At 67.2% G+C, this 15,579-nt stretch carries 12 protein-coding genes; 1 reads left to right on the forward strand and 11 read right to left on the reverse strand.

Annotated elements, in window-relative coordinates; all coding sequences use genetic code 11:
* Nucleotides 1-114: 114 nt before the first annotated feature.
* Genes ERC79_RS05950 through ERC79_RS05975 form a run of 6 tightly spaced genes read right to left on the reverse strand, consistent with a single transcriptional unit; the run spans nucleotide 115 to nucleotide 8,185 of the window.
* The gene (locus tag ERC79_RS05950; RefSeq protein ID WP_131576581.1) at nucleotides 115-2,076 is read right to left on the reverse strand and encodes an acetoacetate--CoA ligase; all 1,962 of its coding nucleotides are present in this window, start codon (nucleotides 2,074-2,076) and stop codon (nucleotides 115-117) included.
* A gap of 4 nt (nucleotides 2,077-2,080) precedes the next feature.
* Complete coding sequence (locus tag ERC79_RS05955) at nucleotides 2,081-2,941, reverse strand: CoA ester lyase (protein ID WP_131576582.1); 861 nt, start codon at nucleotides 2,939-2,941, stop codon at nucleotides 2,081-2,083.
* Complete coding sequence (locus tag ERC79_RS05960; RefSeq protein WP_131576583.1) at nucleotides 2,938-3,411, reverse strand: MaoC family dehydratase; 474 nt, start codon at nucleotides 3,409-3,411, stop codon at nucleotides 2,938-2,940. The genes ERC79_RS05955 and ERC79_RS05960 overlap by 4 nt, the downstream gene beginning before the upstream one ends.
* Nucleotides 3,412-3,414: 3 nt before the next feature.
* Nucleotides 3,415-4,578 (reverse strand): acyl-CoA dehydrogenase family protein, encoded by a 1,164-nt coding sequence (locus ERC79_RS05965; protein WP_131576585.1) that lies wholly within the window; start codon nucleotides 4,576-4,578, stop codon nucleotides 3,415-3,417.
* Nucleotides 4,575-6,608, reverse strand: a complete 2,034-nt coding sequence (locus tag ERC79_RS05970; RefSeq protein ID WP_131576586.1) for an acetyl/propionyl/methylcrotonyl-CoA carboxylase subunit alpha — start codon at nucleotides 6,606-6,608, stop codon at nucleotides 4,575-4,577. The genes ERC79_RS05965 and ERC79_RS05970 overlap by 4 nt, the downstream gene beginning before the upstream one ends.
* Nucleotides 6,609-6,616: 8 nt before the next feature.
* Nucleotides 6,617-8,185 carry a carboxyl transferase domain-containing protein gene (locus ERC79_RS05975; protein WP_131576588.1) on the reverse strand — a complete coding sequence of 523 codons (1,569 nt, stop codon included), beginning with the start codon at nucleotides 8,183-8,185 and terminating at the stop codon, nucleotides 6,617-6,619.
* Nucleotides 8,186-8,297: 112 nt separating this feature from the next.
* Between ERC79_RS05975 and ERC79_RS05980 the strand changes: the two genes are divergently transcribed.
* On the forward strand, nucleotides 8,298-8,942 hold the full coding sequence (locus ERC79_RS05980) for a TetR/AcrR family transcriptional regulator (RefSeq protein ID WP_131576589.1): 645 nt from the start codon (nucleotides 8,298-8,300) through the stop codon (nucleotides 8,940-8,942).
* A gap of 16 nt (nucleotides 8,943-8,958) precedes the next feature.
* Here the strand turns inward: ERC79_RS05980 and ERC79_RS05985 are convergent, their stop codons facing one another.
* The 5 genes from ERC79_RS05985 to ERC79_RS06005 form a co-directional block, all read right to left on the reverse strand.
* Complete coding sequence (locus ERC79_RS05985; protein WP_131576591.1) at nucleotides 8,959-9,219, reverse strand: GlsB/YeaQ/YmgE family stress response membrane protein; 261 nt, start codon at nucleotides 9,217-9,219, stop codon at nucleotides 8,959-8,961.
* A 117-nt stretch (nucleotides 9,220-9,336) separates the two neighbouring features.
* A complete protein-coding gene (locus tag ERC79_RS05990) occupies nucleotides 9,337-10,449 on the reverse strand; it encodes an NDMA-dependent alcohol dehydrogenase (protein ID WP_131576592.1) in 1,113 nt (370 codons plus the stop codon).
* A gap of 39 nt (nucleotides 10,450-10,488) precedes the next feature.
* Entirely contained in the window at nucleotides 10,489-11,988 is a 1,500-nt protein-coding gene (locus tag ERC79_RS05995; RefSeq protein WP_131576594.1) for an aldehyde dehydrogenase family protein, read from the reverse strand.
* A 96-nt stretch (nucleotides 11,989-12,084) separates the two neighbouring features.
* Entirely contained in the window at nucleotides 12,085-13,734 is a 1,650-nt protein-coding gene (locus ERC79_RS06000; protein WP_131580776.1) for a helix-turn-helix domain-containing protein, read from the reverse strand.
* A gap of 18 nt (nucleotides 13,735-13,752) precedes the next feature.
* On the reverse strand, nucleotides 13,753-15,438 hold the full coding sequence (locus ERC79_RS06005) for an AMP-binding protein (protein ID WP_131576595.1): 1,686 nt from the start codon (nucleotides 15,436-15,438) through the stop codon (nucleotides 13,753-13,755).
* Nucleotides 15,439-15,579 lie beyond the last annotated feature (141 nt).

The following is a 15,579-nucleotide window of genomic DNA, read 5'->3' on the forward strand; positions in this document are numbered from 1 at the left end:
CACCGAAGAGTACAAGGGTTTAGCTCTTTTCCGCCCCCTTCCGGCGGACCGCTCCGTCGATGGTGGCCGTCAAGTGCGTGCCAGGGAATCTTACCGGCGGGTAGAGAGCCTCCGTCACCGCGCCCCGAACCGGGCGAACCAGTCCACCAGCCCGGCATCGTCGACGGCGCTACGGTCGACAACCCTGTGCGGATCGCCACCCTGGAACAGACGTTTGATCGGGACCTCGAGCTTCTTGCCGGTACGAGTGTGCGGGATGCCGGGCGCGGCGATGATCTCGTCGGGCACATGCCGCGCCGACGCGTGTTCCCGGATCGCATCCCGGATCCGCTCCCGTAGTGCGTCGTCGAGCTCGGCACCGTCCGCCAGCACCACGAACAGCGGCATCCAGTAACCGCCATCGGGGCGCTCGGCCCCGATCACCAGCGATTCGACGATCTCCGGTAGTCGTTCCACCACCTGGTAGATGTCGGCACTGCCCATGCGGATCCCGTTGCGGTTGAGCGTCGAATCCGACCGCCCATGCATGACGATCCCGCCCCGCTCAGTCACCGAGATCCAGTCACCATGCCGCCATACACCGGGGAAGTCCGCGAAATAGCTTTCACGATAACGATTTCCGTCAGGATCATTCCAGAATCTCACCGGCATCGACGGCATCGGGCGGGTGATCACGAGCTCGCCGACCTCCCCACGTACGGAGCAGCCGGACTCGTCGAAGGCATCGAGCGCGACGCCCAGGTACGGCACCGACAGTTCGCCGGGCCACACGGGCACGGTGCGGGCACCGCCGGCGAACGCGGACACCACATCCGTGCCGCCGCTGATGGAGACGACCGGCACATGCGATCCGACATTGTCGGACAACCACTGCGACAATTCGGCCGGCAGGGTCGAACCCGTGATCCCGACTGCACGCAGCGAATGCAGGTCATTTTCGCGGGACGGGAGAAACCCTGCCTTCGCACACGCCTGGACGTATCCGGGGCTGGTTCCGAGTACCGTCACCGCGAGCCGATCGGCGGACTCCCACAACCTGCCCTGGTGCGGAAACGACGGGCTGCCGTCGTAACAGACGACGGTGGCGCCGACCAGCAGACCGGCGACCTGGAAGTTCCACATCATCCAGCTGGGGCTGGTGTACCAGTAGAAGATGTCGGCGGGGCCGATATCCATCTGCAACGCGATCGCCTTGAGGTGCTCGAGGAGCACCCCGCCATGGCCGTGCACGATGCCCTTCGGCAACCCGGTCGTGCCCGACGAGAACACGACCCACAGCGGGTGGTCGAACGACACCGGCACCGGCTCGAGCGGGGCGTCGACGGCGGTCACGTCCTGCCAAAGCAGGGCGCCGTCGACCACACCGGCGCCGATCCGAGGCACCACTACCGTCGCGACGAGTGTCGGCATCCCGGCCCGCAACTGCCGCACCTCGTCGTCACGCGAGTACAACTTGCCGCCGAAGGAGTATCCGTCCGCCGCCACCAGTACCTTCGGTGCGAGCTGACCGAGCCGGTCCAGGGCCGCCGGCGCCGAATAGTCCTGCCCACACGCCGCCCACACCGCACCCAGGCTCGCGGTCGCGAGGAACGCGACGATCGCCTCGGGCACGTTCGGCAGGTAGCCGACCACCCGGTCACCCGGCTCGACGCCGATGCCGCGCAGCGTCGACGCCAGCGCGCCCGTCTGCCGTAGCAGTTCCGCCCACGACACGGTCTCGGTCTCCCCGTCTTCGGCCTCGTAGACGATCGCGGGCCGGTCGGTGCGCGCGCACCGCGCAATGTGATCGACGTAGTTGAGTCGGGCACCCGGGAACCACACCGCGCCGGGCATCGTCGCATCCGCGAGCGCCGGGCCGGGATCGGTGTCGGACTGGACAGCGAAGTAGTCCCACACCGCCTGCCAGAACGCCCCGAGATCCTCGACGGACCACTGCCACAGGGTCCCGTAATCCGGCAGCGACAGCCCCGTACGCCGCTCCACCCAGCGCGCGAAGTCTGTGATTCTGGCGTGCTCGACGTCCTCGTCGCTGGGCACCCACTGCGGTCGTAGGCCCGTCACGTGCTCGCTCGTCATGCGTTCAGCCTTCCCCACCGGCGGACCCGATGCCGGATCTGCGCAGAATCTCCTCGGCATGCCGGAGCACTGGTGCGTCGACCATCCGTCCCTCGAACGCGAACACACCCCGCTCGCGAGACGCCGCCGCCAGCACCCGTTCCGCCCACCCCGACTGCTCGGCGGTGGGCGCGTACGCGCGCCGGATCACCTCGACCTGACGCGGGTGGATCGCGACCTTGGCGTCGAACCCGACCGCGACCGCGTCATCGGACTCCGCGCCCAGCCCGTCGAGATCCGGAATGTCCAGGTACACAGAGTCCAAGGCGAACAGCCCGTGTGCCTTGGCCGCGAGCAGTGCGGTGCAACGCGCGTGCCGCGCGACGTCGCGGTAGCCCCCGTCGGGGTGGCGGCTCGACGTACCGCCCAGCCCCGCCACCAGATCCTCCGCACCCCACATGACGCCGATCGCGTTGGTGGCCCGAGCCGAACGCTCCACCGTCAACACACCGAGCGGCGACTCGATCAGCGCGATCACCGACAGCGGCGCGAGATCGAGTACCTGGTCGACGGATTCGCACTTGGGCAGCATCACCGCGGTGTACGGCGTTCGGTCCAGCGCCGCACAGTCGAGCGCGTAATCGTCGGTTCCGTGCGCATTCACCCGTACCACGGTTCGGTCCGGATCGAGCGGTGTATCGACCAGAGCCCGGCGGGCGGCCTCCTTGTCCGCTGCTGCGACGCCGTCCTCGAGGTCGAGGATCACGACATCCGCCGTCGCCGCTGCCTTCGCGAACCGTTCCGGCCGGTCGGCCGGACAGAAGAGCCAGGCCGGACCGGGGATCGTTCCCGCCCAGACACTCTCGGATCCATAGGTGCCGGTCATGCCGGCTTCTTCCGGACGAGCGTCTTGCGGACGGCCGACGCCACCACGTCCGCGTGCTGATTGCGCCCGGTGTGCTCGAACGTCACGATGCCCTCGCCGGGTCGGCTGCGGGACTCGCGCAAATCGGTCACGACGGTCTCCGCGTACAGCGTGTCCCCATGGAACAGCGGCTTGGGGAAGGCTATCTCGGAGAATCCGAGGTTCGCGACGATCGTGCCCTGCGTCAGCTGTGCGACCGACAGTCCGACGAGCGTCGACAGCGTGAACATCGAATTGACCAGGCGCTCACCGAACTGGGTCTCGGCGGCGAACGCCGCATCGAGGTGCAGCGCCTGGGTGTTCATCGTCATCGTCGTGAACAGGACGTTGTCTGCCTCGGTGATCGTGCGCCCGGGCCGGTGTGCGTACACCACCCCGGTCTCGAACTCCTCGAACCACAGGCCCCGCTGGACGATCTTGCGCGCTGTCACCCGTCAGACCCCCAATTCCCGTGCGATGAGCATCAACTGCACCTCGGTGGTGCCCTCCCCGATCTCGAGGATCTTGCTGTCGCGGTAGTGCCGGGCCACCGGGTATTCGTTCATGAAACCGTATCCACCGAAGATCTGGGTGGCATCGCGCGCATTGTCCATCGCGGCCTCGCTCGCGATCAGCTTCGCGATCGAGGCCTGCTTCTTGAACGGCTTGCCCGACAACATCAGTGCCGCGGCGTCGTAGTACGCGGTCCGCGCGACGTGGGCCCGCGCCTCCATTCGGGCGATCTTGAACTCGATAGCCTGATTGGCACCGATCGGCCGGCCGAACGCCTCACGTTCCTTCGCGTAGCGGACGGACTCGTCGACGCAACCCTGCGCTGCACCTACCGACAGGGCGGCGATCGCGATACGGCCCTCGTCGAGGATGCGCAGGAAGTTTGCGTAGCCTCGGCCGCGCTCGCCCAGCAGGTTCTCCTCGGGAACGCGCACGTCCTGGAAGGTCAGCGGATGGGTGTCGGAGGCGTTCCAGCCGACCTTGTTGTAGGCCGGTTCCGCAGTGAACCCCGGGGTGGAGGTCGGCACGAGGATCGTGGAAATCTCCTTGCGCCCGTTGTCCTTCACGCCCGTCACTGCGGTGACCGTGACGAGGCTGGTGATGTCGGTACCGGAGTTGGTGATGAACTGCTTGTTGCCGTTGATCACCCATTCGCCGTCGGCGAGCTCGGCCCGGGTGCGCGTGCCGCCCGCGTCGCTGCCGGCCCCGGGCTCGGTGAGACCGAACGCGGCCAGCGCCTTACCGCTCGTGAGCTGTGGTAGCCACTCCTGTTTCTGCTCCTCGTTGCCGAAACGGAACACCGGCATCGCGCCGAGGGAGACACCCGCCTCGAGCGTGATCGCGACGGACTGGTCGACCTTGCCGAGTTCCTCGAGGGCGAGGCACAGCGCGAAGTAGTCGCCGCCCATGCCGCCGTACTCCTCGGGGAACGGCAGGCCGAACAGGCCCATGTCGGCCATGCCGTCGACCACCTCGTACGGGAAGGTGTGATTCGCATCGTGTTCCGCGGACACGGGAGCAACGACGTTCTGCGCGAAGTCGCGAACGGTCTTGGCGAGCTGCTGGTACTCATCGGGCAGTGATCCGGTGGAGAGATAGTCGGTCATGATGCGATGTCCTCCGTGGTGGTGTCGGGAAGTGCGTTCGGATCGGTGTTCGGGTGGATCCGCGCCAGCGGTTGGTCGACCTTGACCTGGTCACCGGCCGCGACGAGAACCTCGACGGTGCCGTCGACGGGTGCGGTCAGGGTGTGTTCCATCTTCATGGCCTCGACGACCACGACAGCGGTTCCCGCAGCGACATCGTCTCCACTCGCGACGTGCACGGCGATGACCGTGCCCGGCATGGGACTGGCGAGTTCGGCCTCGCCGGCGTGCGCATCGTCCCCGCGCACGCTCGCCTCCCGTAGCTGCGAGACGACCCAGGTTCCGTCGCCCCCGGCCAACCACAGGTCGCCGTCCTGCTCGGCGACGCGAAACGTGTCACTGCCGCCCTCGATTTCGACAGTCAGGACCTTGCCATCGAGTCTCGCTGCGAGCGTGCGGTTCTCGCTGCTCTCGATCCGCACGGTGGCATCTACCGGAGTGCCGGTGATCAGGACGTGCTCGGTGCGGTCACCGGACCGGAGACGGAACGAGATCGGCTGCGCTCCCCCGACCCGCCAGCCTGTGGGCGCGTCCCACAGGTCGGCACCGAGGCGGGAACCTGCAGCCCACAGCTCGAGCCAGTGGAACGCCGCCGCGGCGAAGAGGACGCAGTCGTCGGCCGCCGGAGCGCGGTAGTCCCCGACCCGACGGTCCAGCAGACCGGTATCGAGCCGTCCCGCACGGACGTCCGCGTCGGACAGCAGGAACCGCAGGAAGTCGATGTTGGTCGTCACACCCAGGACCGACGCGCCCGCCAGCGCACGGTCGAGCCGTCGCAGCGCTTCCGCGCGGTCGGCGCCGTGCGCGATCACTTTCGCGAGCATGGGATCGTAGTCGCTGCCGACCACCGTGCCATTCTGGAGACCCGAGTCGACCCGCACGCCCGGGCCGGCCGGTTCGGCGAGGCCGAGGACCGTTCCGCCGGTGGGCAGAAAGCCCCGGCCGGGATCCTCCGCATAGATCCGGGCCTCGATCGCGTGCCCGGTGAGGGTGATGTCATCCTGTGTGAAGCCGAGCGCCTCGCCGGCCGCGATCCGTACCTGCCACTCGACCAGGTCGAGACCGGTGACCATCTCGGTGACCGGATGTTCCACCTGCAGACGGGTGTTCATCTCCATGAAGAAGAACTCGTCCGGCCGATCCGCGGACACGATGAACTCCACCGTCCCGGCGCCCGCATAGTCGACGCTGCGGGCGGTGTTGCAGGCAGCCTCGCCGATTCGGGCGCGCGTCTCGGCGTCGAGCAGCGGAGACGGCGCCTCTTCGATCACCTTCTGATGCCGGCGCTGCAGGCTGCACTCCCGCTCACCCAGATGCACGACGTTTCCGTGATTGTCGGCAACGATCTGGACCTCGATGTGTCGGGGCCGCAACACGAACCGCTCGAGGAACAGGGTGTCGTCGCCGAACGCCGACGCCGCCTCGCGGCGGGCGCTGGCGAGGGCACTCGGCAGGTCCGCCGGATCCTCGACCAGCCGCATGCCCTTGCCGCCGCCGCCCGCGGACGGCTTCACCAGCACCGGGTAGCCGATGTCGTCGGCAGCAGCAATGAGATCGGCGTCGGCCAGGCCCGGCCGCGCAATGCCCGGCACGACCGGGACATCGAACTCGGCCACCGCGTTCTTCGCAGTGATCTTGTCGCCCATCACCTCGATCGCCCGCGCCGAAGGCCCCAGGAAGGCGATCCCGGCGGAGGCGCAGGCCGCCGCGAAGGCCGCGTTCTCCGAAAGGAAGCCGTAGCCGGGATGGATGGCCTGCGCACCGGTCCGCTTCGCGGCGTCGAGCACCTTGTCGATGTCGAGGTAGCTCTCGCGCGCCGCGGCGGGACCGATCAGCACCGCGGTATCTGCCTCGCGAACGTGCCGAGCTCCGGCGTCGGCCTCGCTGTAGACCGCGACCGAGCGGATACCCATCTGCCGCAGGGTGCCGATGACGCGAACCGCGATCTCGCCGCGGTTGGCCACCAGAACGGTATCGAATTGCGTAGTCATATGTGTCCTCACATCCGGAAGACGCCGTAGGAGACCGGTTCGAGCGGCGCGTTCGCGCACGCCGACAGCGCCAGTCCAACAACGTTTCTGGTATCCGCGGGGTCGATGATGCCGTCGTCCCACAACCGGGCCGTCGAGTAGTACGGATTGCCCTGCGCCTCGTACTGCGCACGAATCTCGTCGGGGTCCTTCCCCGATCCGACGGCGCCGAGGACCGACGCCGCCTGCTCGCCGCCCATCACCGAGATGCGCGCATTCGGCCACATCCACAGGAACCGGGGCGAGTACGCGCGGCCGCACATCGAGTAGTTGCCGGCGCCGTACGAGCCGCCGATCACCACCGTCAGCTTCGGCACTCGCGCGCACGCGACCGCGGTGACCATCTTGGCACCATGTTTGGCAATGCCCCCGGCCTCGTACTCGCGGCCCACCATGAAGCCCGTGATGTTCTGCAGGAACAGCAGGGGGATGCTGCGCTTGTCACACAGTTCGATGAAGTGTGCGCCCTTCATGGCGGACTCCCCGAAGAGCACGCCGTTGTTGGCGACGATGCCGACGGGGTGACCGTGGATGCGGGCGAACCCGGTGACGAGCGTCTTGCCGTACTCGGCCTTGAACTCCTGGAAGCTCGAGCCGTGACCGGCACCGCCGGCGGCCCCGTCCACGATGCGCGCGATCACCTCGCGCACGTCGTACGGGGTCCGCGGATCGGTCGGAACGACATCGTAGAGCTCCGTCTGGTCCGCCACCGATGTCCCCGTCTCGGCGATGTCCCACGGGCGCGGCGCACGGGGGCCGAACGTGGCCACGATGTTCCGCACGATGCGCAACGCGTCCCGGTCGTCCTCGGCGAGATGGTCCGTGACCCCCGAAACCTTCGAGTGCAGATCGCCGCCGCCGAGCTCCTCGGCGGTGACTATCTCGCCCGTCGCAGCCTTCACCAGCGGCGGACCACCGAGGAAGATGGTGCCCTGATTGCGCACGATCACGGCCTCGTCACTCATCGCCGGCACATACGCGCCGCCCGCGGTGCACGAGCCGAGGACCGCGGCAATCTGCGGAATCCCCTTGGCACTCATCGTCGCCTGGTTGTAGAAGATGCGCCCGAAGTGCTCCCGGTCGGGGAACACCTCATCCTGTTTCGGCAGAAATGCCCCGCCGGAATCCACGAGGTAGATGCACGGCAGATTGTTCTGCAGTGCGATCTCCTGCGCGCGCAGGTGCTTCTTGACCGTCATGGGGTAATAGGTGCCGCCCTTGACGGTGGCGTCGTTCGCGACGACCACACATTCGCGGCCCGAGACCCGCCCGACGCCGCCGATCACGCCGGCGCCCGGGCACTCGTCGTCGTACATGCCGTTCGCAGCAAGAGGTGCGAGCTCGAGAAACGGGCTGCCGGGATCGAGAAGCGTATCGACGCGGTCGCGGGGCAGGAGCTTGCCGCGCGCGACGTGGCGCTCGCGAGACTTCTCGCTGCCACCTCGGGCCGCCATGCTCAACTTGTTGCGCAGTTCGGACACCAGAGCCAGGTGCTGCTCTCGGTAGGGAGTGGATGTTGCGCTTCGAGCGGTCGTCACGTCACCGTCCTCGCAGTCGAGTGGATATTCTGAGTTAATCTTCGATAACTGAAACTAGGTTATCTGTGATTAACTGAGTTGTCCAGATCACACTCTCCAGGAAACGTGACTCATGACCGATCTCCAGCCAGACCAGGGCGAACAGGCCCTCAGCCGCCGCAGCCGCGCGAAGGCCGACCGCCGGCGCCAGCTGCTCGGCGCAGCGGCACGGCTGATCGCCGAGCGCGGATTCCACGGCGTACGTCTGGAAGACCTGGGCGCAGCGGTCGGCATCAGCGGTCCAGCTGTGTACCGACACTTCCCCAACAAGGACGCGCTGCTGGACGAACTACTCACCGACATCAGCCTGCGACTGCTCTACGGCGGAACAGACGTCGCGGAGAACACCGCCGACCCACGAACGGCCCTCGAGCAACTTGTCGACTTTCACCTCGACTTCGCGCTCGGCGAACCCGATCTCATCCGCGTGCAGGACCGCGACCTGCACTCACTGCCCGACGAGGCCCGCCACCGCGTGCGACAGGCACAGCGCCGGTACGTCGAGATCTGGGTCGGTGTGCTGCGCCGGGTCGATCCCGCACTGAACGAGACGTGCGCCCGAATCGCTGCACACGGCACGTTCGGCCTGATCAACTCCACCCCGTACAGCGCAGTGTCCCCGTCCCCCGACAACGCGGGCGGTGAGACGAACGGGGACATGACACGCACGGTGCTGCGGCGGATGGCCCTCGCCGCGCTGCTGGCGGATTCCGCGTAGCGACCTGGAGCGCCCGTCACCGCCGCCTGGCGGTAATCGCTGTGTAGCCGAGAGCCAGCACGGCCGCCGCGGCGATGCTGATCACCCAACGCCACCAATCGATTCCGGATGTGTCGGTGCCACCGAGGGCACCCCACAACCAGTACCCGATGAGTGCGCCGGCGATACCGATCACGACTGTGATGATCCAGCCCATCGGCTGCCTGCCAGGGAGTACCAGACGCGCCAGCACACCGATGACTGCGCCGAAGATGATCGTCCCGATGATCTCGCCCATGACGGGCTCCTTCCGTCCGACCCCACCGTGCGCGGAACATACTCCCGCCCTGGCTCGACGGTACGACGTCGACCGAGCCAGGGCAGGAGTTTGCACAAATCGTTGTGTGAGTGCGTCCTACGATGCGTGCACGATCACGCCGCGAATGTTCTTGCCGTCCCGAAGGTCCTGGTAGCCCTGATTGACGTCCTCGAGGGAGTAGCGCGTGGTGACCAGTTCGTCCAGCGCGAGCTTGCCCGCGTCGTACAGGCGGAGCAGACGGACGATGTCATACTGCGGGTTGGCGGAACCGAATAACGTGCCCTTGATCGTCTTCTCGTTGAGCGTCAGATCGGTGCCCGAGACGTGGACGGTCAGCTTCGACGGATCCGCGAGACCGGTGATGACGACGGTGCCCCCCTTACCGATCACGGCGGTCGCCGCCGAGACGACGTCCTCGTCGACGGTGCCGACCAGGATCAGGGCAGCGTCGGCGCCCTGACCCCAGCTGAGCTCGTTGACCTTCTCCGCAGCCTCGGCGGCGGACGCATACGCGTGGCTGGCACCGAACTTCAGCGCTGTCTCCCGCTTGAACTCGACGGGATCGACCACGACGACGTACTTGGCGCCCGAGTGCACCGCGCCCTGGACGGCGTTGATGCCGAGCCCGCCGACACCGTAGATCACGACGATGTCGCCAGCGCGGACGTCACCGGCGTAGACCGCGGTCCCCCAGCCGGACGGAACACCGCACCCGACCAGAACAGCCGTCTCGAGCGGCAACCACTCGTCGACCTTGACGACCGAGTGCTGCGAGATGGTGGCACGCTCGGAGAACGTTCCGAGCATGCACATCGCTCCGAAGTCCTTTCCGCCCGAATGGAAGCGGAACGAACCGTCGGGCATCGAGCCCTCGAGGATGGTCGCGCCCATGTCGCACAGGTTCTGCCGCCCGGTGGCGCAGTAGCGGCACGTGCCGCAATTGGGAATGAAGCTGCACACCACGTGATCGCCCGGCTTGACCTTGGTGACGCCGGGGCCGACCTCCTCGATGATCCCGGAGCCCTCGTGCCCACCGACGATGGGATAACGTGGCGGCAGGTCACCGTCGGTGAGGTGCAGGTCCGAGTGGCACAGCCCCGCGGCCGTGTACTTGATCAGAACCTCGCCGGGACCGGGTCCGTCCAGGTCCAGTTCCATGATCTCGAACGGCTTTCCGGCCTCGAGCAGAACAGCGGCCTTGGTCTTCATGAGTTCTCCTTCGGAATCTGTTGTCGGGGGGTGCCGCGGTCAGAGCGCGACGTTGACGGACTTGGTCTGGGTGAAGGCGTCGATGCCCGACGCGCCGAGCTCGCGTCCCCAGCCGGACTGCTTGTAGCCGCCGAACGGCATCGCGGTATCGAAGCCGTTGTACTGGTTGACCCACACCGACCCGGCCTTGAGCCGTCGGGCCGTGCGGTGCGCCTTCGAGATGTCCCTGGTCCAGATGCCGGCAGCGAGACCGTAGATGGAATCGTTGGCGGCGGTGACGATGCCCTCGTCCGCGTCGAACGGCATAGCCGCGACGACGGGCCCGAAGATCTCCTCCCGCACGACACTGAATTCGGGCTTGACGTCGACCAGAACGGTCGGCTCGACGAAGTAGCCAGTCTCGCCCCAGCGCTTGCCGCCGGTCAGCGCGCGGGCGCCGTCGGCGAGTCCGTCGCGCAGGTAGCCGGTGACCCGATCGAACTGCTCCTGCGACACCAGCGGTCCGAGCTCGGTCGTGGGGTCGAGTCCCGGGCCGATCTTGACCCTGCTCGCGGCCTCGGCAACAGCCTCGGTGAAGCGTTCGAAGATGCTGTCCTCGACGTACAGGCGGGTGCCGGCAACACAGCACTGACCGTGGTTGAACAGCCAGGCATTGAGCGAACCCTGTACTGCCTCATCGAAATCGGCGTCGGCGAACACGATGTTGGGGCTCTTGCCACCGAGCTCGAGCGATACCTTCTTGAGGTTGCCCTTCGCGGCGTCGACGATCTTCTTTCCCACCTCGGTGGAACCGGTGAAGGCGACCTTGTCGACGTCGTCGTGCGCCGACAGCGCGGCCCCGGCATCACCGAAGCCCGGCACGATGTTCACGACACCGGGCGGGAATCCGGCCTCCTCGAACACCTCGGCGAGCATCAGTGCCGTGAGCGGCGTCTGCTCGGCAGGCTTGAGGATCACGGTGTTGCCGGCCGCGAGGGCGGGTGCCAGCTTCCACGACGCCATCAGCAGCGGGAAGTTCCACGGCACTATCAATCCGCATACTCCGACGGGCTCGCGCAGCGTGTAGGCATGAAACTCGCCGCCGGGCGCGAACGGCATCGATACATTGACCGTGCTGCCCTCGATCTTGGTAGCCCAGCCTGCGTAGTAGCGGAAGACGTCGGCAGCCCACGCCGTGTCGACCGCCGACGCGATCGCGGCGGACTTGCCGTTGTCGAGCGCCTCGAGCTGACCGAACTCCGCTGCGCGCTCCGTCAGTAGGTCGCCGACCCGCCAGATCATCCGTTCCCGCTCGTTCGGCTTCATCGAGGCCCACGGCCCCTCGTCGAACGCGCGCCGTGCCGCCCGCACAGCGCGGTCGATGTCGGCAGCCTCACCGTGCGCGACGTCGGCGAGCCGGTCTCCGGTCGCGGGATCGTGTGTGACGAAGGTGCGTCCGGACGCCGCGTCGACGAACTCACCCCCGATGTACAGCTGCTTGGTGCCGGCCAGGAACTCGCGGACCCGCGGCGAAACGGCTTGCTCGGCAACGACTGTCATGCCCGAACCTCCTGCAGTTCTGTGTGTGATGTGCAACACAGCAATCGTGCTTCGGGAGCATGGCCGTCAACTGTTCAAGCTTTGGACAGCGGGCGGTCAGACGGTGATGTCGAGCGCACGGATTCGGCTGTAGAGCGTCGTGCGACTGATCCCCAGTCGTGCCGCGGCATGCACCTTGTTGCCGCCGCTCTCGCTCAGCGCCTCGACTATTGCGTCCCGTTCGGCCCGCTCACGGCCACCGAGGCGCGCCACCCTGCCCGGCGCGCGATAATCCTCCGGCAGATCCAGGGCCCGGATCGGGCTGCCGTCCGGCTTGTCGGGAAGACCCGCGAGCACGGCGCGTAGTTCAACGAGATTGCCCGGCCATGTGTGCTCGCACAGCGCGGCGAGCGCGCTCGGTCCCAACCGCAGATCAGCGCGGCCGAGTTTCCTCGCCAGGGCCACCACGAGGCCATCGAGTTCACGAATCCGCTGGCGCAGCGTGGGGACGGCCACCTGATTCCCGCACCGCGCGAGCAGATCCCGAACAGCCGGCGACACACTGTCGGTGGGGTCGCTCGTGAGCACGATCCGTGGCCCGCCGGAGTTCGCGACGAGTGACGCGACGAGCGCCAGAACCGGTTCGGGAGCCAGGTGCACGTGCTCGATCAGCAGGTACTCGGGGCTGCGCGCAACGACCGCGAGCAGGCTCGCCGACCATTCGCGCTCGCCCTGACCGACGATCTGCGCCGCGTCGACCACCTCGAGCATGTCGAGCGCGCCGTCCGCGAACTCGCGCGCCGCCCACGTCCGGCCACTGCCCGGCTCCCCAACGAGGGCGAGAGCGCCGGTCCCGGAACGCAACTCACGAAGCCGACGCCGCAGTCTCGAGGTCGCATCCTGTGGCGTCGCGGTGCGCCGGACCGGAGACCGCATGTCGCCGACGTCGAGCAGGAAGAGCGCGCCGCTGTCCGCACCCGCAACCCGGTCGATCCGCAGTCCGGTGCTCCCGCCCGTCGACAGCACGAAGTCCAGCCTGCGCGACTCACCGGCCGGAACGTCCGCGGCGAGCGTGCGCAGCGCGGCGTGATCGCTGGGTGCGAGCATTTCCACCGCGGCCTTGTTGGTGAGCATGATGTCCTGCCCCATCGCGGCCACCGCGAGCCCGCGTTGGCGCGCCGCGCGCTGGAAGGCATCGACCACCCGCCGATCCGATTCGCGGGCACCCTCGAGCAACCGGGCCTCGATATCGCGCACGGCCCGGGCCAGGAACGGCGCGAACAACGGGTTGGCGGTCTTCTCCGTCGCGGTGATGTCGAGTATGCCCTCGATCCGGCGGGTGACGGGATGGACGATCGGGTGCCCATAGCAACTGAACTGCCGGAATGACTCGAGGAAATGCTCGTGGCCGTGGATCACGAGACCCTGCCGTACTTCGAACGGCGTACCGAGCGCGTTGGTGCCGTACGTGTCCTCGCTGAGCGCGACACCCGGTAGTACCCCGACGCCCTCCATCGCGGACCGCATCGCGTCGGAGTCGAACACCCGCGACACGACGCGGCAGTCCCGGTCGACCAGCAGGATGCCACATCCCGTCCCCGACAGCTGAACCCCGAGTTCATCGAGCACCGGACGGGCCGCTCGCAGCAACCGGCCGGCCGAGTCCGACGGGTCGAGGAGCGTCGGCTCCGGCACCCGGGCGGGGTCGATGCCGCTGAGCTTCGAACGCTTCCAGGACAATTCGATTTCCGGCCGCAACCCGTGCACCACTGCTGAATCCTCCGATCAGACTCGATCGATCAGTTCGAGCGACATCTCCCGCATCTCGACCTTGCGGATCTTGCCCGTCACCGTCATCGGGAACTCGTCGACCAGGTGGACGTACCGCGGGATCTTGTAGTGGGCGAGGCGTCCGGTGCAGAATGCCCGCACCTTCTCCGCGTCGAGCGGGTCCGCACCATCACGTAGGCGGATCCACACCATCAGTTCCTCGCCGTACTTCGGATCGGGCACCCCGATCACCTGGGCGTCGAGAATGTCGGGGTGGGTGTAGAGGAACTCCTCGATCTCCCGCGGATAGACGTTCTCGCCGCCGCGGATCACCATGTCCTTGATCCGCCCGGTGATCGCAACGTAGCCGTCGGAGTCCATCACACCGATGTCACCGGTATGCATCCACCGCGCGGAATCGATCGGCCCCAGCTTGTACGGTCGCTCCGCCGGCTCCGCTCCTACCGTCTCATCGGAGCTGTTCCAGTAGCCGAGCATCACCGAGTACCCGCGCGTACACAGCTCGCCGGGCTCACCACGCGGCACCGTCAGCCCGGTCGCGGGGTCCACGATCTTGACCTCGAGGTGTGGTCCGACCCGCCCCACGGTGGAGACCCGCTGGTCGATGCTGTCGTCGCGGCGGGTCTGCAGCGACACCGGAGACGTCTCGGTCATCCCGTAACAGATCGACACCTCGCTCATACCCATACGCTCGATGACCTGCTTCATCACCTCGACCGGGCAGGGCGAGCCGGCCATGATGCCGGTGCGCAGACTCGACAGGTCGTAAGTGTCGAATCCGGGATCGGCGAGTTCGGCGATGAACATCGTCGGCACCCCGTACAACGACGTACACCGCTCGGCCTGCACCGCCGCCAGTGTCGCGGCAGGGTCGAATGCCGGACCGGGAATCACCATCGCCGCCCCGTGACTGGTGCACGCGAGATTGCCCATCACCATGCCGAAGCAATGGTAGAAGGGCACCGGAATGCACACACGGTCCTGCTCGGTGTAGCCACACAACTCGCCGACGAAGTACCCGTTGTTGAGGATGTTGTGGTGGCTGAGCGTCGCCCCCTTCGGGAATCCTGTTGTCCCCGAAGTGTACTGGATATTGATGGGATCGTCGGCGGACAGCGATGCCTGCGCTCGCGCAAGCGTCTCGCGTCCGACGTCGAGCGCCGCCCGACCCTCGGCGACCAGCGCCTCCCACTCGCGCGAGCCCAGCAACAAGACATCGCCCAGCGCCGCGCACTCCGGACGAACCTGCTCGATCATGGCCGCGTAGTCGGACGTCTTGAACGACCGCGCGGCGATCAGCGTGCGGATGCCCGCCTGATTCAGCACGTACCGCAGTTCATGGGAGCGATAGGCCGGATTGATGTTGACCAGGATCGCGCCGATCTTCGCGGTGGCGTACTGCACCATCGTCCACTCGGCGCAATTCGGCGCCCAGATACCGACCCGGTCGCCCTTGCCGACGCCGAGACCGAGCAGCCCCGATGCGACCACGTCGACGTCGACGGCCAGTTCACTGTAAGTCCATCGCCGACCGGACCCGCGATCGACCAGCGCGTCGCGGTCACCGTGCGCCGCGACCGTACGGTCGAAGTTGTCGCCGATGGTGTCGCCCAACATGGGCGCGTCCCATGTGCCCGAGGCGTAACTCGGCAGGGACTCTGACAGCGAAGTTGTGGTCATCGCGTTTCCTCTCCGGGCGCCTTCCGGCGCCCACGGGGAAGCCCGGCGGTGCGGGCTTCCCCAACGTACTCGCTGAGTGTGATGTAAGACATAGTCGAGGGTGGAGGGCGTCGACAACTGTCCAGAGTTGGAACAGTCCCG

The sequence above is a fragment of the Rhodococcus sp. ABRD24 genome, assembly GCF_004328705.1.
In the GTDB taxonomy this organism is placed as follows: domain Bacteria; phylum Actinomycetota; class Actinomycetes; order Mycobacteriales; family Mycobacteriaceae; genus Prescottella.